At 63.2% G+C, this 22485-nt stretch carries 19 protein-coding genes, 3 tRNA genes and 1 riboswitch; of the genes, 5 read left to right on the plus strand and 17 right to left on the minus strand.

From position 1 onward, the window contains the following. Position 1 precedes the first annotated feature (1 nt). The 8 genes from L867_RS0105665 to L867_RS0105700 all read right to left on the minus strand — a co-directional run bounded on the left by L867_RS0105665 (position 2) and on the right by L867_RS0105700 (position 4673). Complete coding sequence (locus L867_RS0105665) at positions 2-1174, minus strand: NADH-quinone oxidoreductase subunit E (RefSeq protein WP_028735977.1); 1173 nt, start codon at positions 1172-1174, stop codon at positions 2-4. Between the two features lie 19 nt (positions 1175-1193). Then, a complete protein-coding gene (locus L867_RS0105670; RefSeq protein ID WP_037172767.1) occupies positions 1194-1433 on the minus strand; it encodes a hypothetical protein in 240 nt (79 codons plus the stop codon). Between the two features lie 2 nt (positions 1434-1435). After that, entirely contained in the window at positions 1436-2626 is a 1191-nt protein-coding gene (locus L867_RS0105675) for an NADH-quinone oxidoreductase subunit D (protein WP_028735979.1), read from the minus strand. Between the two features lie 18 nt (positions 2627-2644). Continuing rightward, positions 2645-3247 carry an NADH-quinone oxidoreductase subunit C gene (locus tag L867_RS0105680; RefSeq protein WP_028735980.1) on the minus strand — a complete coding sequence of 201 codons (603 nt, stop codon included), beginning with the start codon at positions 3245-3247 and terminating at the stop codon, positions 2645-2647. An 18-nt stretch (positions 3248-3265) separates the two neighbouring features. Next, positions 3266-3847, minus strand: a complete 582-nt coding sequence (locus tag L867_RS0105685) for a NuoB/complex I 20 kDa subunit family protein (RefSeq protein WP_028735981.1) — start codon at positions 3845-3847, stop codon at positions 3266-3268. Next, positions 3838-4203: an NADH-quinone oxidoreductase subunit A gene (locus L867_RS0105690; RefSeq protein WP_028735982.1), complete on the minus strand. Its 366-nt coding sequence runs from the start codon at positions 4201-4203 to the stop codon at positions 3838-3840. Before L867_RS0105690 ends, L867_RS0105685 begins: the two co-directional genes overlap by 10 nt. 236 nt (positions 4204-4439) lie before the next feature. After that, positions 4440-4516, minus strand: a tRNA-Asp gene (locus L867_RS0105695). A gap of 80 nt (positions 4517-4596) precedes the next feature. Continuing rightward, positions 4597-4673 (minus strand) — tRNA-Asp (locus tag L867_RS0105700). 340 nt (positions 4674-5013) lie between these two features. On the opposite strand from L867_RS0105700, the gene L867_RS0105705 reads away from it, so the two are divergent. Then, positions 5014-5089, plus strand: a tRNA-Val gene (locus L867_RS0105705). A 45-nt stretch (positions 5090-5134) separates the two neighbouring features. On the opposite strand, the gene L867_RS0105710 is transcribed toward L867_RS0105705, so the two are convergent. Both L867_RS0105710 and L867_RS0105715 read right to left on the minus strand, forming a co-directional pair. Continuing rightward, positions 5135-6463, minus strand: coding sequence for an MFS transporter (locus tag L867_RS0105710; RefSeq protein WP_028735983.1), 1329 nt, complete (start codon positions 6461-6463; stop codon positions 5135-5137). A gap of 118 nt (positions 6464-6581) precedes the next feature. Further along, positions 6582-7682: a hypothetical protein gene (locus tag L867_RS0105715; RefSeq protein ID WP_146086586.1), complete on the minus strand. Its 1101-nt coding sequence runs from the start codon at positions 7680-7682 to the stop codon at positions 6582-6584. A gap of 187 nt (positions 7683-7869) precedes the next feature. On the opposite strand from L867_RS0105715, the gene L867_RS0105720 reads away from it, so the two are divergent. Then, complete coding sequence (locus tag L867_RS0105720) at positions 7870-8856, plus strand: aldo/keto reductase (protein WP_028735985.1); 987 nt, start codon at positions 7870-7872, stop codon at positions 8854-8856. A 92-nt stretch (positions 8857-8948) separates the two neighbouring features. Here the strand turns inward: L867_RS0105720 and L867_RS0105725 are convergent, their stop codons facing one another. The 6 genes from L867_RS0105725 to clpP all read right to left on the minus strand — a co-directional run bounded on the left by L867_RS0105725 (position 8949) and on the right by clpP (position 18130). After that, a complete protein-coding gene (locus L867_RS0105725; RefSeq protein ID WP_028735986.1) occupies positions 8949-11147 on the minus strand; it encodes an esterase-like activity of phytase family protein in 2199 nt (732 codons plus the stop codon). Positions 11148-11249: 102 nt separating this feature from the next. After that, complete coding sequence (locus L867_RS0105730) at positions 11250-12149, minus strand: DMT family transporter (RefSeq protein WP_028735987.1); 900 nt, start codon at positions 12147-12149, stop codon at positions 11250-11252. Positions 12150-12326: 177 nt separating this feature from the next. After that, positions 12327-12478: riboswitch (FMN riboswitch) on the minus strand. Between the two features lie 138 nt (positions 12479-12616). Further along, on the minus strand, positions 12617-12892 hold the full coding sequence (hupB, locus tag L867_RS0105735; RefSeq protein ID WP_028735988.1) for a DNA-binding protein HupB: 276 nt from the start codon (positions 12890-12892) through the stop codon (positions 12617-12619). A gap of 206 nt (positions 12893-13098) precedes the next feature. Then, positions 13099-15516 (minus strand): endopeptidase La, encoded by a 2418-nt coding sequence (gene lon / locus L867_RS0105740; RefSeq protein WP_028735989.1) that lies wholly within the window; start codon positions 15514-15516, stop codon positions 13099-13101. 407 nt (positions 15517-15923) lie between these two features. Continuing rightward, positions 15924-17201, minus strand: a complete 1278-nt coding sequence (gene clpX, locus L867_RS0105745; protein WP_028735990.1) for an ATP-dependent Clp protease ATP-binding subunit ClpX — start codon at positions 17199-17201, stop codon at positions 15924-15926. Positions 17202-17497: 296 nt separating this feature from the next. Beyond that, positions 17498-18130 (minus strand): ATP-dependent Clp endopeptidase proteolytic subunit ClpP, encoded by a 633-nt coding sequence (gene clpP, locus L867_RS0105750; protein WP_028735991.1) that lies wholly within the window; start codon positions 18128-18130, stop codon positions 17498-17500. Between the two features lie 345 nt (positions 18131-18475). Between clpP and L867_RS0105755 the strand changes: the two genes are divergently transcribed. After that, positions 18476-19738: a GGDEF domain-containing protein gene (locus L867_RS0105755; protein WP_028735992.1), complete on the plus strand. Its 1263-nt coding sequence runs from the start codon at positions 18476-18478 to the stop codon at positions 19736-19738. A gap of 41 nt (positions 19739-19779) precedes the next feature. After that, positions 19780-21024 (plus strand): cytochrome P450, encoded by a 1245-nt coding sequence (locus tag L867_RS0105760; protein WP_028735993.1) that lies wholly within the window; start codon positions 19780-19782, stop codon positions 21022-21024. 3 nt (positions 21025-21027) lie between these two features. On the opposite strand, the gene L867_RS0105765 is transcribed toward L867_RS0105760, so the two are convergent. Continuing rightward, entirely contained in the window at positions 21028-21837 is an 810-nt protein-coding gene (locus L867_RS0105765; RefSeq protein WP_028735994.1) for an SDR family NAD(P)-dependent oxidoreductase, read from the minus strand. Between the two features lie 161 nt (positions 21838-21998). Here L867_RS0105765 and L867_RS0105770 point away from each other — a divergent pair, with 161 nt between their 5' ends. After that, positions 21999-22469: a MarR family winged helix-turn-helix transcriptional regulator gene (locus L867_RS0105770; protein ID WP_028735995.1), complete on the plus strand. Its 471-nt coding sequence runs from the start codon at positions 21999-22001 to the stop codon at positions 22467-22469. Positions 22470-22485: the final 16 nt, after the last annotated feature.

Here is a 22485-nt window from a genome sequence, read left to right on the forward strand (position 1 = left end):
CTTACCGCGGCTTCTTGCCGAAGACCTTGATGTATTCGGCTTCACCGCCCTTGGCGAGCGCCTTGGCCTGCTTGACCCAGTCGTCGCGCTCGATGCGGCCGGCGAACTTCAGATAGCCGTCGACCCATTCGCGCTCGGCCTTCTTCCAGCCGGCGATCTGGGCAAAAGTGTAGATGCCGAGGCCGTTCAGGATGCCCTCGATCTTCGGACCGACGCCGGAGATCATCTTCAGGTCGTCCGGCGTGGCCGGCTTTTCGACGGAAGCCGGACGGTTCTTGTCGTCCAGCGACGGCTGGGCGACGGCCGGCGCCTTCGGCGCCTTGCCGGCACCATCAGCTGCAGCCGTCTCGGAAATGACTTCCTTGATCTCGTCGCTCGCAGGCTTTGCGCTCTTGCGCGCCGGCTTCACTTCGGGACCGCCCGGCGTTGCGGTCTTGCCGTCGGCCGGGGTCTTGAGGGCTGCGTTGGTCTCGTCGGTGGTGGTCACCGGCTTTGCTGCATTCGCCGGCGGAACGGCGATGGCTGCGGCCGGAGCGGCCTCCACCCTCGGCGCCGGCTTGACGTCGGCTTCGGTCAGCGTGGTCGGGCCGCCGGCCGGGGCTGAATAGACACGATCGACCTGCGGGCCGGGCGTGATGTCGGACCCCTTGCCTGCCTGAAAACGGTCGATGATGTGCTCGAGCTGAGTCGGCGTCAGATCTTCGTAAGAGTCCTTGAAGATCATCACCATCGGCGCATTCACGCAGGCGCCCTGACACTCAACCTCTTCCCACGACAGCGTGCCGTCGGCATTGAGTTCCAACGGATCGTGATGGATCTTCGACTTGCAGACGCCGATCAGGTCCTCGGCGCCGCGCAGCATGCACGGCGTGGTGCCACAGACCTGGACGTGCGCACGAGTGCCGACCGGCTTCAGCTGGAACTGGGTGTAGAAGGTCGCGACTTCCAACACGCGGATATACGGCATGGAGAGCTTGTCGGCGACGAATTCGATCGCCGCGCGGGTGACCCAACCGTCCTGCTCCTGGGCACGCATCAGCAGCAGGATCACCGCAGACTGCTGCCGGCCTTCCGGATATTTGGCAATCGTTGCCTCGGCCCAGGCAGTGTTCTCCTCGTTGAAGGAGAAAGCTGCGGGCTGGAATTGGTCATCGGCTAGTCGACGAACGGACATTACTTCCTCACGCCTTGTCTCAATTTATGGATCCACACCGCGAATTCGTCAGGGACGTGAATTCGCAGGCGTAGGCCGAATTTTCTTTCTGCAGGAATACGATCAGCTTGGAACCGTTGGCGACGGTCGACTTGATCTCGTAGCCCTGCTTGATGAGGTCTCCCATCGACGACGCGGAGCCGCTCGACGACACGCCCGCATCCTGCGCATAGGCGCCGGCGGCGAAAAGCACGGTGGCGATCGTCAAAAGCGGGCGCATCATCAGCGGTCGACCTCACCGAACACGATGTCGAGCGAACCGAGGATCGCCGAGATGTCGGCGAGCTGGTGGCCGCGGCAGATGTAATCCATCGCCTGGAGATGCGCATAGCCCGGCGCGCGGATCTTGCAGCGGTACGGCTTGTTGGTGCCGTCCGAGACGAGATAGACGCCGAATTCGCCCTTGGGCGCCTCGACCGCGGCGTAAACCTCGCCGGCCGGAACGTGGTAGCCTTCGGTGTAGAGCTTGAAGTGATGGATCAGCGCTTCCATCGACCGCTTCATCTCGCCGCGCTTCGGCGGAACGACCTTGCCGTCGATCGAGGAGATCGGACCGGTCTTGGCGTCACCCAGCAGGCGGTTGACGCACTGCTTCATGATCTTGACCGATTCGTGCATCTCGAACATGCGGATCAGGTAACGGTCGTAGCAGTCGCCGTTCTTGCCGACCATGATGTCGAAGTCGAGATCGGCGTAGCACTCGTAGGGCTGCGACTTGCGCAGGTCCCAGGCGGCGCCTGAGCCGCGCACCATCACGCCGGAGAAGCCCCAGGCCCAGCAGTCCTCAAGGCTGACGACGCCGATGTCGACGTTGCGCTGCTTGAAGATGCGGTTGCCGGTCAAAAGAGCGTCGATGTCGTTGAGCTTGGCCGGGAACTGGTCGCACCACTTGCCGATGTCCTCGACCAGTTCGTGCGGCAGATCCTGGTGAATGCCGCCCGGCCGGATATAGGCCGAGTGCATGCGCGCGCCGCAGGCCCGCTCATAGAACACCATCAGCTTTTCGCGTTCCTCGAAGCCCCAGAGCGGCGGCGTCAGCGCGCCGACGTCCATGGCCTGGGTCGTGACGTTCAAGAGATGCGACAGGATACGGCCGATTTCCGAATAGAGGACGCGGATCAGCTGGCCGCGGATCGGGATCTCGACGCCGAGCAGCTTTTCGACCGCCAGCGAATAGGCATGTTCCTGGTTCATCGGCGCGACATAGTCGAGCCGGTCGAAATAGGGCAGCGCCTGCAGATAGGTCTTGGTCTCGATCAGCTTCTCGGTGCCGCGGTGCAGCAGGCCGATATGCGGATCGACGCGCTCGACGATTTCGCCGTCCAATTCCAGGACGAGGCGCAGAACGCCGTGCGCCGCGGGATGCTGCGGGCCGAAGTTGATGTTGAAATTGCGGACGTTGTGTTCCGACATGACGATAACCTTCCGTCCCTACTGCTTCGCCTTCTCGTCGCCCGGCAGCACGTAGTCCGTGCCTTCCCAGGGCGAGAGGAAGTCGAAATTGCGGAATTCCTGCTTGAGCTCGACCGGTTCATAGACGACGCGCTTGGCGTTGTCGTCGTAGCGGACCTCGACGAAGCCGGTGGTCGGGAAGTCCTTGCGCAGCGGATGCCCCTCGAAACCGTAGTCGGTGAGGATGCGGCGCAGGTCCGGATGGTCGGTGAACATGATGCCGTACATATCCCAGGCCTCGCGCTCGAACCAGTCGGCGCCCGGAAAGACGGAACAGGCCGAAGGAACCGGCTTGTCCTCGTTGGTCGCGACCTTGACGCGGATGCGCAGGTTCTGGCGCGGCGAGAGCAGGTGGTAGACCACGTCGAAGCGATCTGCGCGCTTCGGATAGTCGACGCCGCAGATGTCGATCAGGTTGACGAACCCGCATTGCACGTCGTCGCGCAGGAAGGTCAGGAGCGCGATCACGTTTTCCGGCTTTGCCGTCAGCGTCAGCTCGCCGTACAGCGTTTCCGAAGAGGCGATGAGCGCACCACGCACCTCGGAGAGGTAGGATGCAAGCTCGTTCAGGGCTTCACTCATTTGTCTCGTCCCTTCGCCTTACCGTTCGATGGTGCCGGTGCGGCGGATCTTCTTCTGCAGCAGAAGCACGCCGTAAAGCAGCGCCTCTGCCGTGGGCGGACAGCCCGGCACGTAGATGTCGACCGGCACGACGCGGTCACAGCCCCGCACGACCGAATAGGAATAGTGGTAGTAGCCGCCGCCGTTGGCGCAGGAGCCCATCGAGATGACATAGCGCGGTTCCGGCATCTGGTCGTAGACCTTGCGCAGAGCGGGCGCCATCTTGTTGGTCAGCGTGCCGGCGACGATCATCACATCGGACTGGCGCGGGCTGGCGCGCGGCGCAAAACCGAAGCGCTCGACGTCGTAACGCGGCATGGAGAGCTGCATCATCTCGACCGCACAGCAGGCGAGACCGAAGGTCATCCACATCAGCGAGCCGGTGCGCGCCCAGTTGATCAGCTCGTCGGTCGAGGTGACGAGAAAGCCCTTGTCGGCAAGCTCATTGTTGATCTCGCCGAAGAAGGCATCGTCGGAACCGATCGGCTTGCCGGTGTTGGGATCGATGATCCCCTTGGCCTGCGGCGCAACCAGCGTCGTGTTGGACTGGCTCACTCCCATTCGAGTGCCCCCTTCTTCCATTCATAGATAAAGCCGATGGTCAGCACGCCGAGGAACACCATCATGGACCAGAAGCCGAACCAGCCCACCTCCCCGAACGAGACCGCCCAGGGGAAAAGGAAAGCGACTTCGAGGTCGAAGATGATGAAGAGGATCGACACCAGATAGAAGCGGATGTCGAATTTCATGCGCGCATCGTCGAAAGCGTTGAAGCCGCATTCGTAAGCCGAGAGCTTTTCCGAGTCGGGCGCCTTGAAGGCAACGGCGAACGGCGCGATCAGCAGCGCCAGGCCGATTACAAGGGCAATACCGATGAAAATGGCAATCGGAACGTAGGAACTGAGCAGTTCAGTCATCATGTCCATCCCTGCTTGTATCGAATGCCGGGCGGCACTTCGGGCACAAGGCCAACAAGCCGAAAACAGTGTTGCAACGAGCCGTGGTTAGCGCAGCCGGACCGCTTGCGCAAGACCGACGGAGGGCTTTTCACCCGATACCTCAAGGACTCTACCAGCCGGTAAAAACCCTGTCGCGTCAATTCGGTATATTATGACCGTGCGGCGCAATAAAACACTAGACGAAGGGGGATGAATGGCGCGAGTGACGGGGCTCGAACCCGCGACCTCCGGCGTGACAGGCCGGCACTCTAACCGACTGAGCTACACCCGCGCATTGTTGGATCACCGGGAGGAGATCCGATCCCTCGCGCCGCCTGAACGGCATGACGACAAGGGCAGAAATTTTGAGAATGGCGCGAGTGACGGGGCTCGAACCCGCGACCTCCGGCGTGACAGGCCGGCACTCTAACCAACTGAGCTACACCCGCGCATTTCTCAAACGAGAGCGTTGCCGCTTCGTTTCGATCGGCTAGGCCGTTCGATGAGCGGCTAACTAAGGGGTTCGGTTATTGGTGTCAAGCACGATCGGAGACAAATCCATGACAGAGCGAAATTTGTTCGGGCGCTCTCCCGCGGCCAGCTGAAGCCGGTGGAAAACTCTCCCTGCCCGCCCCCGGTCAAAAGCCCGCAAAGCCGGGGGTTGCCGCCGACGCGCATCGAAGGCCGGGCAAAAAAATCAAAAAATCTTCACAAACACTCTTGCGGATTTTTGCCGATCCGCATAGATCACGGCCACCGACGCAGCCGGCAACGCCCGGCCTTGCGGAAGGGCGATTAGCTCAGTTGGTAGAGCGCCTCGTTTACACCGAGGATGTCGGGAGTTCGAGTCTCTCATCGCCCACCATTCCCTTCCCGTTTGAAATACCATCCCATCCATGGCGCCCGCGTCTCACGCGAGCAGCGTGCGCAATCGCTTCTGTTCGGTTTCGTCCAGGGAAAAGCGCCACATCAGCGCGATGGCGGCCAGCTTCGGCAGAATCGGCAGCCAAGCATAGAGGGCACCCAGCGCCTGCAGTGCCGTTGCGCTCTGCGACGAACCGGGAGCGGTTGAAAAGCCGGCAAATCCCAGCAGCGGAAAGACAATGCCGGCCGACAGCGCCAGGGACAGCTTGGTGATGAAGCTCCAGGCGGCGAAGTAGAGCCCGGAACGCTGTTCTCCCGATCGCACGGTGTCGTTGTCGATGACGTCGGCCTGAATGGCCGGCGGCAGCGCCAGGTCGAATCCCAGCAGCAGACCGGTCGCGACGCAGATCACGGCGAAGAGGACGGCATCCCCCTCCCCGAGCAGGCCCGCGCCCGAGAAGACCAGGCAGGCGAGCACCATGGAGACCGACCAGGCGCGGTGCTTGCCCATTCTGGCCGACGTCCACACGGCGAGCGGAACGCCCGCGACCGCGGCGAGGAAATAGGAGAACAGCAAGGGCCCTTCCCATCCCGGCGCGTCCAGGCGGGCGGTGACGAAATAGATGAACAGCGAGGCGGGTATGGCATTGGCGAAGCTGTTGAGCAGGAAGGCTGCGGCCAGCCGGAGAAAGGGCCGGTTGCCGGCGAGATGCGACAGGCTCTCGCGAAGGGACAGGCGGCGCACCGACCGGTCGACCGGCTCCGGCACCCGCCAGACCGCCAGGCCGGCGGCTAGCGGCAGGACGACGGCGACGAAGACCGCGATCCAGGCAAGGCCGTGAAAGGCATCCGCCCGCTCGAGTCCGCCGACGAAGGGCAGCGAGATGGCCAGCAGCGATCCGACGAGCGTCGCGCCTTCGCGCCAGGCCGAGACCCGGACGCGGTCGTGATAGCCGTCCGAAAGTTCCGCGCCCCAGGCGGTATAGGGCAGAAGCGTCCAGGTGGCGCCGATCGAAAGCGCCGTTCCCCAGAGCGCCAGATAGATCAGGCCGGCATCGACGGGCGGCCAGAAGAGCATCAAGGCGGCAAGGGCCGTCAAAGGCACAGAGGAGAGAAAGAATCCGCGGCGGCGACCGAATCGGCACGTCACCCGGTCGGCAAGCCAGCCGAAAAGCGGGTCCGTCACGGCATCGATCAGGCGAATCGCCAACAGGACCCCGCCGATGGCTGCAAGGGGGATGGCAAAGCTGGCCGCGTAGAAGCTCGGCACGATGATGTAGAGCGGGAGCGCGATCGCTGCCATCGGCAAGGCCGGCAGGGCGTAATAGAAGCAGATCAGGGCGGACTGCCGCGGCTGCGACGCCGGATGGGTCATGTCGGGTGCTCTCCGGGCCGCCAGGGATTTGTTGCGGCCTATCCCGTTACGGCAGAAGCGGCAGACTGGTTTTCATGCCCGCGCGACTGCAGTTCGGGAGAATGGCGGAGAGCTTGGTTCAGATGAGTCGCAGGATCTTCAGTACGGGTGCGGACGCCGGCGCCCCGGCCAGAGCGAACCGGGCAAACATTCTCGCACTCAGACGCAGCACGGCGAGCATGAATGCCAGCAACAGACTGGCGACGGCTGCGGCGATGGCATAGAGCGCCGCCCCGATCTCCAGTATGGACCGGCCGAGAAATTTCATCACCGCATGCGATTCGTCGCCGAAGCGGGTAGCGACCCGCTGCAGCTTGCGCAGATCCTTCGGGCCGTCGGCAATGGCCAGGGCGGCTAGCGAACTGCGCACTCCGCCCTTCGTCCCGATCGTTCCGAGCACCGTCGCGTCATCGACGAGGGTCTGCGCGACCTTGCCGTCCACAGAACGGGCCGCGACCTTCTGAAGCCGGGCGAGACCGAGCGCGCCTTCGTCGCTCGCTGCCATTAGTTCCGCCTTCAAGATGCGGGTGTCCACCAGCTTTGCCGCATTCTTCGTCAGATAGGCGGTGAGCGGGCCAGAGATCTTACGCGCGCGGTGGGCATTCTTCAGCACCGAGAGGCCGGCATCGGGAACGGCTGCGGCGCCGGCGGTACCGAGGGCGGAGACGGTCAGGCCGATCCCGACGGCAGACAATCCCAGCAGGATCGGATCGTAGTCGTCGCCCGCCACATAGCGGTAGCCCTGGACGGAAAAGTCGCGCAGATCGCCGACGCCGATCAGGTCGCTGGTCACCGAGCCGGCGATCTCCGCCCCGCTGTCGAGCGAGCCGACGACGAAGCCTTTTGCCGCGCGGCTGCCGGTCAGATAGGCGCGGCCGAGCCATGTGCCTTCGGCGCGCTCCCGAAGGGCGGGAGACAGGGCGTGGCCGTGGCGGACCGCCAGATTGAAGAGGGCTACGGCATAGTCGTGGTCGCCGGCGGCGATGGCCTCTTCGATCTCCGCGACGTAAGCGCCGGCCGGCGCCGCATACAGCCGGTATTCGGCGAGGGCCGCCGGGTCGAACAGCCCGAACATCATGCCGGAGCGATAGACGGAGGTCGCGGCATTCCACACCGCGAGCCCGAGGGCCAGCAGCGAAGCCAGTCGCAGAACCTTCAAGAACGCCGATAGCAGTCTCACGCCTTCATCCCGGATTCGAGGGGCAGCAACCGAGGAGCCCTCTCCTATCCGCCTTTCACGGTGAATTTACGGCGTGCATGACTGACAGATCCACTCGTCGCGCGCAGTCGCCCGCGCTTCCCTTGCCCGCCTGCCCGGCCCTTGCTAACTGCAACGATGCAGAGTTCATCAACGAGGAGGATCGACCATGCGACAGCATTCATTCGGCAGAACGGACTTCACCGTCAGCGACATCGGTTTCGGCGCATGGCAGATCGGCGGCTCCTGGGGCGAAGTTTCCGAAGCGGACGGCCGGGCGGCGCTCAATGCCGCACTCGATGCCGGAATGACCTTCGTCGACACTGCCGACGTCTATGGCGACGGGCGCTCGGAGCGCATCATTGCCGAGGTGCTGAAGGCCCGCGGCGGCGCGCGGCCGATGGTTGCCACCAAGGCCGGCAGACGGCTCAATCCGCATGTGGCAGGCGGCTATACCAAGGCCAATCTGGAAGGCTTCATCGATCGCTCACTCCACAACCTCGGGGTCGAGCGGCTCGACCTCGTGCAGCTGCATTGCCCGCCGGCCGAGGTCTACTATCACCCGGAAGTGTTCGAGGGACTGGAAGAGCTCAAGCGGGCCGGCAAGATCGCCCATTACGGGGTGAGCGTCGAGAATGTGGAGCAGGCGCTGAAGGCGATCGAATATCCGGGCGTCGTCAGCGTGCAGATCATCTTCAACCTGTTCCGCCAGCGCCCGGCCGGGCTGTTCTTCCAGGAAGCCAGGCGCCGCAACGTCGCGGTCATCGCCCGCGTGCCGCTGGCAAGCGGCCTCCTGTCGGGCAAGATCACCGCAGCGACGCAGTTCGCGGCCGAGGACCACCGCAACTTCAACCGCCATGGCGAGGCCTTCGATGTCGGCGAGACCTTTGCCGGCGTGCCTCTGGAGACCGGCCTTCAGGCCGTCGAGGAGGTCCGCAAGCTGGTGCCTGCCGGCACGGCGATGGCGGCCTTCGCGCTGCGCTGGATCCTGATGCACGAGGCGGTCACCGTGGCCATCCCCGGCGCACGCAATGCCGCCCAGGCTCAGGCCAATGCGGCGGCTTCCGGCCTGCCGGCCCTTTCGCCGGACGTCATGGCTGCGGCGAAGGACATCTACGACCGGCTGATCGCTCCGCACGTCCATCAGCGCTGGTAGGCGACGCCCAAGCGTCAATCCGGATCGCAAATGCAGTGGAGGCCGGGTGATCGCTCACCCGGCCTCCAATCGTCTTGGGAGGACGATGTTGGTCAGTTGGTGCCCTTGAGGTCGACCGGGAAGAACAGGGTCTCGCCCGAGGAGTCGTCGACACCGTCATTGTCGGTGACGGCAAAGGCCTTGCCTTCGGCGTCGAAGGTGAAGCCCTCGAGCTTGTCGAGGACATAGCCGTTGGTCGCGGCCTTGAGGTCCGGCAGGAAGTCGTGGACTTCCTCCTTGGTGACCAGCGGCAAGGCCTCGCCGATCTTGGCCGGCTTCAGGTCGGCAATCGCCACGCGGTAGAGCTTCTTGATCTTGGCGGCATCGCCGATCAGGTTGTCGCGCTCGACGATGTAGACGTGGTCGCCATGGGCGGTGATTTCGGAGAGGCCGACCCAGCCATCGGCACCCTTGTCGAGCGGGTAGCGCACGGCGCCCCATTCCTTCGCCTTCGGGTTATACGACACGAGCTTGACCGTGCCCTTGTCGTCGTCTTTCCATTCGCGCTGGACGGCCATCCAGAGCGTCAGGTCGTCGCCTTCGCCAACCGAGGTAATGCCTTCGAAGCCGAAGCGGGTCTGGCCGGCGAGCAGTTCGACCGGCAAGCCGATTTCCGCCTTGATCTCACCCTTGGCATCAACATTGTAGATGCCGTGACCGACGAGCTTTGCCGGATCGCCTTCGGAGGCGAGCCAGAAGCCACCCTTGCCGTCAAGCGTGATGCCTTCGATGTCGAGCTTCTGGGCCGGCTGGCCTGCGCGGGTGACCGGCAGGGCCGTCGTGATGACCGCCGGCTTCTGCGTCGCGTCGACGGTGAAGATCGTCGGCTGCATGGCGTAGAAGCTGTCGTTCACGGCATAGAGCTTGCCTGCCTTCTCGGCATCGCCGACGAGGCCCGAGAGAGCGCCCCAGCCGATCGGCGCGCCGTCGACGATTTCCGAGCGGATGGTCGGATAGGCGGCTTCACCTTCGCCGAGTTCATAGAGCATGACATGCGAACGGGCGCCGCCGTCCTCGACCAGGTCGACCTCGTTGGCGGTGGCGAACAGGTTGCGGCTCGGGATGGCGACCGCACCTTCCGGCGAAACGCCCGACGGCAGAAGCTGGACGAGTTCGGGCTCGGCGCCGGTGTCCTTGTAGACGGCGGCGATCGAGCCACGCTCGGAGAGCACGAAGAAGTACTTCTGGTCACCGAAGGTGGCGGCTTCCAGACCTTCGAGCTCGACGCCCTTGGACTTGGCGCGCTTGTCGGGGAAGTGGCCGATCTGGGCGATGGCGAGTTCGAGCGACGGGCCGGATTCGTGGAGAACCTTGCCGTTCTTGTCGAAGATGGTGAAGCTGCGCGAACCGCCCTCGTAGTCACCCTCGTTGGCGACGACGAAGCGATCGTCATCCAGCCACTTCAGGGCGTCCGGCTCGCGCAGGACGCCGTCCTTCTTGCCGACGAACTTCAGCGCGCCGTCGGACTTGGTGTCGATGCCGGCCAGGTCGATGGCGCCGGCGGAGAAGTGGGTCTTCACCGTGCCGGTCTTGCCGTCGACGATGGCGATGTGGTTGTTCTCCTGCAGCGTCACGGCGATCTCGCCAAGGCTGTTGATCGAGACGAATTCCGGCTCCGGATCATCTGCGCCGACTTCGGCAAGGCCGGTCAGGGCGACGTGCTTGATCGAGGCGCAATCGGCAACGCCGTCCTTCAGGGAGACGATGGCGAGATCGCCCGCCGGCAGCTGCGGAAGCTCGCCTTCGTTCAGATCTTCGTCGCGCTCGTTCTCGATCGCGACGACGGCGAAGCTCTTGTCGGCGGAGACCGCGACCGAATCAGGCTGGCCGCCCAGATCACAGCTGGCGTCGATCGCCTTCGAGGCGATGTCGACGATCGAAAGCCTGCCCGACGGTTTGGCCTTGCTCTCGGAGGTGTTGACGGCGACGAGCGCCTTGCCACCGACCACGGTGACCGAGGTGGGCTCACCGTCCATCATCAGGGCGCCGGCAGCCTTCGGGGCCTTGGCGTCGGAAATGTCGACAAAGCCGATGGCGCCCAGCGGGCTGTCGGAATAGATCAGCATCATGCCGTCTTCAGTCGCCGTGATGATCTCGGCGGAGGAGACGGACTTGGCGTCCTTGTCGGCCGGAATATTGGTGGCGACGGGGAAGGATGCAATGCGATTGAAAACCTGCTCGGCGCCGGCGGGTGCGGCGACGGAAGCCAGCAGGGCTGCGGTGAGCGCCGCGCGGGAAAAGCCATACGTCATGGGAAACCTCCTGTTTCCGTGAGAAAGGAACAGGAGGCTTTTGCGTCATGCGGATGACAGGCGGATGACAATCCGGACGGATTGCGCGACGCCCCTTCCCCGTCAGGCGGACGTCCGTTCCTTGCGCATCTCGGCCGTCATGAGGAACAGCGAGGCGCCGAGGATCAGCAGCGCTCCGAGCCACAGATAACCGGCCGGCGCATAGCCGAAGACCAGCCAGCCGGCGAGCACGTTGAGCGGCAGCTTCAGGTCGTCGAAGGGCTGCACATAGGCCGCATCCGCCGCGTTATAGGCAAGCGTCAGCAGATACTGGCCGACGACCGTCAGGAGGCCCGCCGCAAGCAGCAGCGCCAGGGCAAGGCCGGTCGGCACGGCGAAGCCCGAGGCGAGCGCCAGCCCGGCATTGATCGGCGTCAAAAGCACCAGCAGCCAGACCGTGATCGTCTCCGGCGGCTCGAAGGCCGTCAGGTTCTTCATCATCAACGACGATCCGCCCCACAGCAATGCCGACAGGATCGGCAGGAGTGCCGCCAGCGAAAACGTGTCCGCCCAGGGCTGCAGGATGATCATCGCACCGACGAAACCGACGAGCGTCGCCACCCAGCGGGGCCAGCCGACGCTCTCGTCAAGGAAGAGCCTCGCGCCGATGATGATGAAAAAGGGCGAGGTCATGACCAGCGCGATCGCCTGCCAGATCGGCACGGTGGCAAGCCCGGTGACCCAGGCCTGCACGCCGAGAGCGGCGAGCAGAACGCGCAGCAGATGACGCCAGGGATAGTGCGTGCGCATCGCCCGCAGGCCGAGCTTGAAAAGCAGCGGCAGCGACAGCACCAGGGCGAAGCCATATTGCCAGAAGGCCGTGGAGGCCGGCGGGAAGGCCAATGTCATCGCCAGCCACTGGGTCGCGACATTGAGCAGGGCGAAGGCGATACCCGCCAGCACCATGTAGGAGGCTCCGGCAAAAGCGCGGGAGCGGGAGAGCGTAAGGGAGCTCTGATTCATGTTTCTTTCCTTCATCGAGGACCAACACAAATCAGGACGCATGAGGGCATTCGCGAAAGGGCCCGCCTGGACGAGCCTACCCGCTTGCACCGCCATCCGGAAACCGAACGGCATACGCAGGCCAAGCCGCCTGCATCCGGACAAATCCATCCGGAAACGCGGCGCCACGACCAATTGCCTCATTCTCTTTCATCCGGACTATGACCGTCGGCTCCGGAATTCAACCGGATCTGCTGACCCTCCCGGAACAAGCCCGGAAGGCGCTCGCGGGCTTGGAAGCAAGCTTCCTTACCGCCGGTGGGGACTTGCACCCCGCCCTGAGAACGAATGCCGGAAAACCGGCATTTCGAGCGATACGGCAAGTGCGCAGATCGCACAAGCACGCCAGACGAAAAAAGCCCGGCACGACGGCCGGGCTTTCACTTGGTATGGCCTGCCCTGCTCCAGGCAGGGAAGCGATCAGCGGATTAGCTGTTGCAGGCGTCCTTGAGACCCTTGCCAGCCGTAAACTTCGGCACGTTACGGGCCGGAATATCGACTTCAGCGCCGGTCGACGGGTTGCGGCCCTTCGAGGCTTCGCGACGAGCGACGGTGAAAGCACCGAAGCCAGCGAGGCGAACATCGCCGCCGTTCTTCAGCTCGGCCTGAACCGTTTCGAAAACGGCGTCAACGGCGGAAGCTGCATCGGCCTTGGTGAGGCCTGCCTTTTCGGCGACCGCGGATACGAGTTCGTTCTTGTTCATGTTTCCACCCTTTCTGATTGGTATGAAACGACTCAATGGATAAGTCGGGCGGAGAATACGTATGCATCTGCCCTAAGCAACTCAAAAGCACCGCAATGGCCCGGAAAACAAGCGCTTTCGGGGAGTTTGCACAAAAAAGGCTGGCATTTTTGCCAGCCTTTTTCCGTTCGATGTGCCAATTTGGCAAGACTAAGGCGAAATCAGCCTCAATGCGCCAAAGAAGCCCCTGTTTCGTCGACTCCTTCGACGGTGCCGATGGCCGGTGTTTCGACCGTTCCGTCCCATTCAATCGGTTCAGGTACGCGGATCAGGGCGTGGCGGATGACCTCGCCCATGCGCGAGACCGGAACGATCTCAAGGTTGTTCTTGACGTTGTCCGGGATGTCCGCCAGGTCCTTGGCGTTCTCTTCCGGAATCAAGACCTTCTTGATACCGCCGCGCAGTGCCGCGAGCAGCTTCTCCTTCAGACCACCGATCGGCAGGACGCGACCACGAAGCGTGATCTCGCCCGTCATTGCCACGTCCTTGTTGACCGGGATGCCGGTCATGATCGAGACGATGGCGGTTGCCATGGCGACACCGGCCGACGGGCCATCCTTCGGGGTTGCCCCTTCCGGAACGTGGACGTGAATGTCCGACTTGTCGAAGCGCGGCGGCTCGATGCCGAAATCGACGGCTCTGCTGCGGACGTAGGACGCCGCCGCCGAGATCGATTCCTTCATCACTTCCTTGAGGTTGCCGGTGACCGTCATGCGGCCCTTGCCCGGCATCATCACGCCTTCGATTGTCAGCAGTTCGCCGCCCACTTCGGTCCATGCCAGACCAGTGACGATACCGACCTGATCCTCGCCCTCGGCTTCGCCGTGGCGATAGCGCGGCACGCCGAGATAATCATGGATGTTGGCGGCGGTCACGGCGACCGACTTGGTCTTGCCCTTGAGGATCTCGGTGACGGCCTTGCGGGCGAGCTTCATCAGTTCCCGTTCGAACGAGCGGACGCCGGCTTCGCGGGTGTACTGCTGGATGATCGCCTTGATCGCATCGTCAGCGACCGAGAACTCTTCCGGACGCAGGGCATGTTCCTTGATCGACTTCGGCAGCAGGTGCCGCTTGGCGATCTGCAGCTTCTCGTCCTCGGTGTAGCCGGCGATCCGGATGATCTCCATGCGGTCCATGAGCGGGCCGGGAATGTTGAGCGTATTCGCCGTGGTGATGAACATCACGTTCGACAGGTCGTACTCGACTTCCAGGTAGTGGTCCATGAAGGTCGAGTTCTGTTCCGGATCCAGGACCTCGAGCAGGGCCGACGACGGATCGCCGCGATAGTCCTGACCCAGCTTGTCGATCTCGTCGAGAAGGAAGAGCGGGTTGGACTTCTTCGCCTTCTTCATCGACTGGATGACCTTGCCGGGCATCGAGCCGATATAGGTGCGGCGATGGCCGCGGATTTCGGCTTCGTCACGGACGCCGCCGAGTGCCATGCGGATGTACTCGCGGCCGGTCGCCTTGGCGATCGACTTGGCGAGCGAGGTCTTGCCAACGCCCGGAGGGCCGACGAGGCACAGGATCGGGCCCCTGAGCTTGGTTGCGCGCGTCTGGACGGCGAGATATTCGACGATGCGCTCCTTGACCTTGTCGAGGCCGAAATGGTCCTCGTCGAGGATCTTCTCGGCGGCGTTCAGATCGATCTTGACCTTGGACTTCTTGCCCCAGGGCAGACCGAGCAACCAGTCGAGATAATTGCGCACGACGGTGGCTTCGGCCGACATCGGGCTCATATGGCGCAGCTTCTTCAGCTCCGCGTCGGCCTTTTCACGGGCTTCCTTGGAGAACTTGGTCTTGGCGATGCGCTCTTCCAGTTCGGCCATCTCGTCGCGGCCGTCTTCGCCGTCGCCGAGTTCCTTCTGGATCGCCTTCATCTGTTCGTTCAGGTAGTATTCGCGCTGGGTCTTCTCCATCTGGCGCTTGACGCGCGAGCGGATGCGCTTCTCGACCTGGAGAACCGAGATCTCGCCTTCCATGAAGCCGAGCGCCTTTTCGAGGCGCGTCTTCACGCTCACCGTTTCCAGCATTTCCTGCTTTTCGGTGATCTTGATGGAGAGATGCGAGGCGACCGTGTCGGCCAGCTTCGAATAGTCCTCGATCTGGCTTGCGGCGCCAACGACTTCCGGCGAAATCTTCTTGTTCAGCTTGACGTAATTCTCGAACTCCGAAACGACGGAGCGGCTGAGCGCTTCGATCTCGACCGGATCCTCGTCCGGCTCGGCGAGAACATGGGCAGTCGCCTCATAGAACTCCTCGCGGCCCGTGTAGGATTCGATCTTGGCGCGGGCGCGGCCCTCGATCAGGACCTTTACCGTGCCGTCCGGCAGCTTGAGCAGCTGGAGGACATTGGCGACGGTGCCGATCTCGTAGATCGAATCGGATGCCGGATCATCGTCCCCGGCATTGATCTGGGTTGCCAGCATGATCTGCTTGTCGGAGCCCATCACCTCTTCGAGAGCGCGAATGGACTTCTCGCGCCCGACGAACAGAGGCACGATCATGTGTGGGAAAACCACGATGTCGCGCAGGGGCAATACGGGATAGATATTGCCTTCGTTTGCTGCAGACGTTTTCGACATTTTCATTCCTTTCCGACGTCCCGGCGTGAACCGGAACCTGGTGCCAATCCCCGAAGGCAACTGGCACATCTCTTGCTCCACCAACAAGTGGAGTTCCGCGACAGTGAATTCAAGCCTGCCCAATAAGCTGCCGCACCCATATGTGACAGCGGCGTTACAGACGGCGACACAACGCTACAAAACACGCTTGCCCGACGGGCGCGGAACGGAGCGCGAGGCGCCCTGCTCCGGCCGGCGACCCGATCGGTCGCGCCGAAGCACTTTAGCTTTGTAGCCCAACCCTCCGCTTCGGAAAACCACGGATCGCCAAATTCGCCGACTTCTTGGTCGTTTATCGCCGAAAGAAAGCATAAACGAAAAAAACCCGCCGGTGTGGCGGGTTTTCTATCGAAATAACGAGTCTCGCGTCAGGCGGAAGCGTTGGCTTTCTCTTCCTGCCGGTCCGAATAGATGTAGAGCGGACGAGAAGATTCGCGCACGACGTCCTCGGAGATGACCACTTCACGAACGCCTTCGAGTTCCGGCAGTTCGAACATGGTGTCGAGCAGGATCTTTTCCATGATCGAGCGCAGGCCACGGGCACCGGTCTTGCGGGTGATCGCCTTGCGGGCAATCTCGCGAAGCGCGTCCTCGTGGAAGGTCAGTTCGATGTCTTCCATCTCGAACAGGCGCTGGTACTGCTTGACCAGGGCGTTCTTCGGCTCCGACAGGATCTGGATCAGCGCATCCTCGTCAAGGTCCTCGAGCGTCGCCAGAACCGGCAGACGGCCGATGAATTCCGGGATGAGGCCGAACTTCACCAGATCTTCCGGTTCCAGTTCGCGCAGCACTTCGCCGACGCGGCGATCGTCTTCCGCCCGAACCGTCGCGCCGAAGCCGATGGAGGTCTTTTCGCCACGGGCCGAGATGATCTTGTCGAGGCCGGCAAAGGCGCCGCCGCAGATGAACAGGATGTTCGTCGTATCGACCTGCAGGAATTCCTGCTGCGGATGCTTGCGGCCGCCCTGCGGCGGAACCGAAGCGACCGTGCCTTCCATGATCTTCAGAAGCGCCTGCTGGACGCCTTCGCCCGAAACGTCACGGGTGATCGAGGGGTTGTCGGACTTGCGCGAAATCTTGTCGACTTCGTCGATGTAGACGATGCCGCGCTGGGCGCGTTCGACATTGTAGTCGGCCGACTGCAGCAGCTTCAGGATGATGTTCTCGACGTCCTCGCCGACATAGCCGGCTTCGGTGAGCGTCGTCGCATCGGCCATAGTGAAGGGCACGTCGATGATGCGGGCGAGCGTCTGGGCAAGGTAGGTCTTGCCGCAGCCGGTCGGGCCGACGAGCATGATGTTCGACTTGGCCAGCTCCACGTCACCGCCCTTGGAGGCGTGCGACAGGCGCTTGTAGTGATTGTGCACCGCGACCGAGAGGATCTTCTTGGCCTGCCTCTGGCCGATCACGTATTCGTCGAGGATCTTGATGATGTCCTGCGGCGTGGGAACGCCGTCGCGGGACTTGACCATCGACGACTTGTTTTCTTCGCGGATGATGTCCATGCACAATTCGACGCATTCATCGCAGATGAACACCGTCGGTCCGGCAATCAGCTTGCGGACCTCGTGCTGGCTCTTGCCGCAGAAGGAACAATAGAGGGTATTCTTGGAGTCACCGCCGTTGCTTCCGCTGACCTTGCTCATGTCTTTATCCTTCCAGCACGCCGCTCCCCCGACCAGCAGGGGGCGGTCACTCACACCGCCGGCTCCGGCTGTCACCTGACGGCCGAAACCTTACCCGATTTGGAGGTACTTACCGATCCATTCAATCCAGTTTCAGGATCGGCGGCAACGAGAACCTCTTCAAATCGCAAGGCTACGTCACAAAACCACAACATAGCCTTAATAGGTACCAATAGCGCTTTCATCGACTGATTACACCCCCAAAGCCGATCACAAGCGGTTCATGGAAATCGAACCGCGACCAGCCGGGGCCGCAATCACGCCGCGGGGGCGCCTTCGTTCTCCTGACGCGACGTCAGGATCTTGTCGATCAGGCCCCAGTCCTTGGCCTCGCCCGCTTCCATGAAATGGTCACGATCAAGCGTCTGTTCAACCTCTTCGAGGCTGCGGCCTGTATGCTTCACATAGATTTCGTTCAAGCGGCGCTTCATCTTGATGATGTCGCGGGCGTGACGCTCGATGTCCGAGGCCTGGCCCTGGAACCCGCCGGAGGGCTGGTGGACCATGATGCGGGCGTTCGGGGTGGCGAAGCGCATGCCCTTCTCGCCGGCGGCCAAAAGCAGCGAACCCATCGACGCGGCCTGACCGACGCAAAGCGTCGAAACGGCCGGACGGATGAACTGCATGGTGTCGTAGATCGCCATGCCGGCGGTGACGACGCCGCCGGGGGAATTGATGTAGAGGGCGATTTCCTTCTTCGGGTTCTCGGCTTCGAGGAACAGCAGCTGCGCGCAGACCAGCGACGCCATCGTATCTTCGACCGGACCGGTGAGGAAAATGATGCGCTCCTTCAGGAGGCGGGAAAAGATGTCATAGGAGCGCTCGCCGCGGTTCGTCTGCTCCACAACCATCGGCACCAGGGCCATGGCGGTATCAACTGGATTTCTCATGTCCGTCCTTTATCAGCCTCATCCCCAAACACTCGATGCGCGGCGGGAATCAAATAAAACCTGTCAATCCCTACATAGAGTGTCCGCACCCTCGACTTCAAGACTCGCGGCTCGGTTATCCTTAATACCTCGGGCGTGGATGAAGAGGCATAGACCCTTGCCCCGTCCCCGCCTATGCCGCCGCCCCCAGCAGCCACAGCTATTGCGCGGCAGTTGGTAAACCGAATGCTAATAGATACCGTCAAGCTTGTGCGAACCTGCGGTGGGCCGCCTCTGAGTAAGGACTCGTTAAACACTCTGCCCCATCTTGCGCCAATCCTCAGGACCGCACGCAAGGCCGATCCCGTGCTCGATATCAAGACCGCGCTATTCCTGTGGGCGATGGAAGCCTCGACCCTGGCCGTGCTACTCGCTGCGGTGTGGCTGCACGACCGCTCGCAACGTCATTTCGGCCTCTGGTCTCTCGGCTTTGCCGGCCATGGGCTGGGCGTCGCGCTCGTTGCCGCGCGCGGCGCGATCCCGGACTGGCTGTCCATCCTGCTCGCCAACGCGGTCGCGCTCTCGAGCTTCCCCTTCTGGATCGCCGGAATGCTTTCCCTTGCGAAGCGTCCGCTGGCCGGATGGGCGGCCATCCCGGTGCTCACCTGGATCGCCGGAATGCTGCTTGAGCCGATCCGGGACGACGTCGCCTACCGGATCGCCCTCTACAATCTTTCTGCCGCCTGCGGTTTCGCCATGCTGGCCGCCGTCGCCATCCGCCATGACATCGCCGGGCAACGCCTGCGCCGCCTGCTGGCGGGGATCTGGGTTTGGCAAGCGCTGGTCTGCCTGACCGTCGCGGCGATCAGCCTTGCCACCATGCCCCGCAGCCTTCAGGCCGCACCATTCTCGGCCATCTCCACCGTGTCCAGCGTCTTCGGCTTTATCGCCGTGATCATGATCGGCGCCAGGATCATCATGGATCGCTCGGAGCAGCGCCTCCGTCATCTGACCCGCACCGATCCGCTGACCGGGGCGCTCAATCGTCGCGGCCTGGTCGAGGACTTCGCCAGCCTCTCATCGTCGAAGGCCGCTTCCGGCCGCCTGGTCGCGCTTGCGCTCTTCGACCTCGACCACTTCAAGAAGATCAACGACACCTACGGCCACCAGGCCGGCGACGCGGTGCTCATCGCCTTCGCCGACATGTGCCGGGCGCTGGTTCCGACCAGCGGCATCTTCGGGCGCACCGGCGGCGAGGAATTCATGGCCGGTTTCGAGGTCCGGGACGTGCGCGAAGCGGCTCTCGTCACCGAGGCCATCCGCCAGGCATTCTCTGCCGCGCGGATAGAAACCGACAAGGGGCCGGTCTCGGCGACCGTCAGCATCGGCATCGCGACGGCGCCGGCCGCCAAGGTCGATCTCGACCAGTTGATGAGCAATGCCGACAGGGCGCTCTACAAGGCCAAGGCACGCGGCCGCAACCGCACCACCGTTCTGAGCGGCGATCGTGTGCTCACCGTTCCCACGGATGGTCCCGAAGGTCTGGACGCGCAGGCCGACCGCCAGGTTGCCGCCCTCAGGCGCCTGGTCGCCAAGGCATCGCCGCAAGCCGGTCTGTCCAAGCCGTAAACGGCCTTTCGCACTCCGCGCAAATTCGATAGATCACCCAGATGACCCAACTCCCCTTCCTCACCATCGACACAACCGCGCGCCGCGTCAGCCTCGACGCCCGCAACCCGGCCTTCTACAGCGACCCGAACCGCGTCTACGCCGCGCTGCATGCGTCCTGCCCGACCTTCTACTGGGAGGAACAGAAGCAGTGGTTCTTCACCGGCTATGACCACGTCAACGGCCTGCTGCGCGACCGCCGCTTCGGCCGGCAGATCCTGCACATCGCCACGCGGGAAGAACTGGGCATGCCGGAACCGTGCCCGCATACGCGGCACTTCGATGCCGCCGAGGCGCATTCGCTGCTCGAACTCGAGCCGCCGGAACACACGCGGCTTCGGACGCTCGTCAACCGCGCCTTCGTCTCGCGCCATGTCGAGAAGATGAAGCCGGAGATTGAGACGCTGGCCAACGGGCTGATCGACGCCTTCGAAAAGGACGGCAGGACGGAACTGCTCTCCTCCTTCGCCGACATCATTCCGGTGACGATGATCGCCCGCATGATCGGCATTCCGGAGGAGATGGGACCGCAGCTTCTGAAATGGAGCCACGACTATGTCGGCATGTACATGTTCAAGCGCAATCGCGCCGACGAGGAGGCCGCCGACCGCTCCGCCAGGGAATTCGCCGATTATGTGCGCGGCATGATCGCCGAGCGTCGCGCCCATCCGCGCGACGACCTGTTGACCCATATGATCCACACCGAGCACAAGGGCCAGTTCCTCACCGAGGACGAGCTGATCTCGACGACGATCGTGCTGCTCAATGCCGGCCATGAAGCGACCGTGCACCAGATCGGCAATTCGGTGCGGATCATCCTCGAAAGCGGATTGTCCACCGCCGAGATGTTCCGCGACGAAGCGGCGACGGAACGCACGGTCGAGGAGACGCTACGTATCTGCGCGCCGGTGCATATCTTCCAGCGCTATTGCCTGGAACCGGCCGAGATCGACGGCGTCACGTTCAAGCGCGGCGACAAGGTCAGCCTGATTCTTGCCGCCGCCAATCTCGATCCGCTGAAGTTCACCGATCCGCTGAGCTTCAAGCCGGAGCGCAACGAGGCTCCGAACCTTTCCTTCGGCGCCGGCATCCATTTCTGCATCGGCGCGCCGCTGGCGAGGCTCGAACTCAACATCGTCCTGCCGCTGCTGTTCAAGCGGCTGCCGGGCCTCAAGCTCGCCGCCCCGCCCAAGGTGAAGGACGTCTATCACTTCCACGGGCTGGAGCGGCTCGACCTCAGCTGGTGAGCGTCAGCCGGCAAGGCCGTAGCGCCCCGCCGGACGGCTCAGCGACAGATGCGGCATCAGCACGCTCCGGGCCGCGTGATAGCTGTCATAGAGGCTGCTGTCGGCCAGCGACGGGATGGTGATGAGTTCGCCCTGATCGAAACCGGCCAGGGCCGCGTCGACGAGGTCGCCGACCTCCATCACCATGTTCGGATCGAGATCGTCGATCGAGCCGCCGACGCGGTCGAACAGTTCCGTGCGGGTCAGTCCGGGAAGCACTGCCTGCAGCCGCACGCCGGTGCCTTGCAGTTCGGCTGCGAGCGATTCCGTCAGGATGAGGACGAAGGCCTTGGAGGCGCTATAGGTGCCGTTGAAGAAATGCGGGGCGAGCGCGACGACGGATGCGGTGTTGATGATCGCCCCCGCCCTTCTCCCGGCAAAGGCCTGGGCGGCCGCGATCGCCAGCCGGTTGGCGGCAAGCACGTTCAGTTCGACCATGCGGTCGAAATCGTCGAGATCGCCCTGCAGGAGCGGGCCCTTGGGTCCGACGCCGGCATTGTTGACGAAGAGCGTGATGCCCGCATCGCCGCGCAGCCGATCCTCGACCTTCCTGATGTCGGCGCGGTCCGAGAGATCGGCCCGCAGGCTTTCGCTCTTTACCCCGTATTGATCGGCCAGCCGGCTTCCGAGCGCATCGAGACGTCCTGCGTCGCGGGCGACGAGAACGAGGTTATAGCCGCGGCGGGCAAGCCGGTCGGCATAGGTGGCGCCGATGCCGGACGAGGCGCCGGTGACGAGGGCCGTTCCGGGGGCGGTTGTGGGGTTCGAGGTCATGCTGTTCTCCTGGGGTTGGTATTTACTGGTATATACCACTATATTTGCGAAGAGGTGCCGGCATTCAAGCCCCCACGACAAATTTTCTGCGGGCGATGGAAGCCGCGCCCGAATGCGGGCATGGTTGCGCCATTGCGGACAAGCGGATCGAAGAGGACAGCATGAGCGGCAGCGAGGACGAAGGCGTCTGGCAGTATTGCAGCAACAGCGCGGTGCGCCGCGCCGCGCGGCAACTTGGCCAGCTCTACGACGACGCCATGGGCGACAGCGGGTTGCGCGGCACGCAATTCTCGCTCCTGTCGCAGATCGCCCATTCGGGCGCGCCGACGCAAAAGGAGCTGGCCGAGGCCATGGTGATGGATCTCTCGGCGCTCGGACACACGCTGAAGCCGCTGATCCGCGACGGGCTGGTGCAACTCGTGCCGGACGAGAAAGACCGGCGGGCCAAGCGGGTGCGGCTGACGGAAGCGGGCCTCGCACGGCGGCGCGAGATGGTCGCCCGCTGGCAGGACGCCCAGACGCGTTTCGACAAGGTTTTCGGCAAGGAACGGTCGGAAGAACTTCGGCGCACGCTTGCCTTCATCGCCTCGAAAGATTTCGCCACAGCATTTTCAGGCGAAGAAAAGGACTGACCGGAGCGAGTCGGAC

This window comes from Paenirhizobium selenitireducens ATCC BAA-1503, assembly GCF_000518785.1.
In the GTDB taxonomy this organism is placed as follows: Bacteria; Pseudomonadota; Alphaproteobacteria; order Rhizobiales; family Rhizobiaceae; genus Allorhizobium; species Allorhizobium selenitireducens.

Coding starts and splice junctions, on each gene's coding strand:
- clpX (WP_028735990.1), bottom strand. CDS start 17,201: ATGAGCAAGGTCAGCGGAAGCAACGGCGGTGACTCCAAGAATACCCTC.
- hupB (WP_028735988.1), bottom strand. CDS start 12,892: ATGAACAAGAACGAACTCGTATCCGCGGTCGCCGAAAAGGCAGGCCTC.
- L867_RS0105730 (WP_028735987.1), bottom strand. CDS start 12,149: ATGAATCAGAGCTCCCTTACGCTCTCCCGCTCCCGCGCTTTTGCCGGA.
- L867_RS0105670 (WP_037172767.1), bottom strand. CDS start 1,433: ATGCGCCCGCTTTTGACGATCGCCACCGTGCTTTTCGCCGCCGGCGCC.
- L867_RS0105760 (WP_028735993.1), top strand. CDS start 19,780: ATGACCCAACTCCCCTTCCTCACCATCGACACAACCGCGCGCCGCGTC.
- L867_RS0105770 (WP_028735995.1), top strand. CDS start 21,999: ATGAGCGGCAGCGAGGACGAAGGCGTCTGGCAGTATTGCAGCAACAGC.
- L867_RS0105685 (WP_028735981.1), bottom strand. CDS start 3,847: ATGGGAGTGAGCCAGTCCAACACGACGCTGGTTGCGCCGCAGGCCAAG.
- lon (WP_028735989.1), bottom strand. CDS start 15,516: ATGTCGAAAACGTCTGCAGCAAACGAAGGCAATATCTATCCCGTATTG.
- L867_RS0105675 (WP_028735979.1), bottom strand. CDS start 2,626: ATGTCGGAACACAACGTCCGCAATTTCAACATCAACTTCGGCCCGCAG.
- L867_RS0105765 (WP_028735994.1), bottom strand. CDS start 21,837: ATGACCTCGAACCCCACAACCGCCCCCGGAACGGCCCTCGTCACCGGC.
- L867_RS0105725 (WP_028735986.1), bottom strand. CDS start 11,147: ATGACGTATGGCTTTTCCCGCGCGGCGCTCACCGCAGCCCTGCTGGCT.
- clpP (WP_028735991.1), bottom strand. CDS start 18,130: ATGAGAAATCCAGTTGATACCGCCATGGCCCTGGTGCCGATGGTTGTG.
- L867_RS0105680 (WP_028735980.1), bottom strand. CDS start 3,247: ATGAGTGAAGCCCTGAACGAGCTTGCATCCTACCTCTCCGAGGTGCGT.
- L867_RS0105710 (WP_028735983.1), bottom strand. CDS start 6,463: ATGACCCATCCGGCGTCGCAGCCGCGGCAGTCCGCCCTGATCTGCTTC.
- L867_RS0105720 (WP_028735985.1), top strand. CDS start 7,870: ATGCGACAGCATTCATTCGGCAGAACGGACTTCACCGTCAGCGACATC.
- L867_RS0105690 (WP_028735982.1), bottom strand. CDS start 4,203: ATGACTGAACTGCTCAGTTCCTACGTTCCGATTGCCATTTTCATCGGT.
- L867_RS0105665 (WP_028735977.1), bottom strand. CDS start 1,174: ATGTCCGTTCGTCGACTAGCCGATGACCAATTCCAGCCCGCAGCTTTC.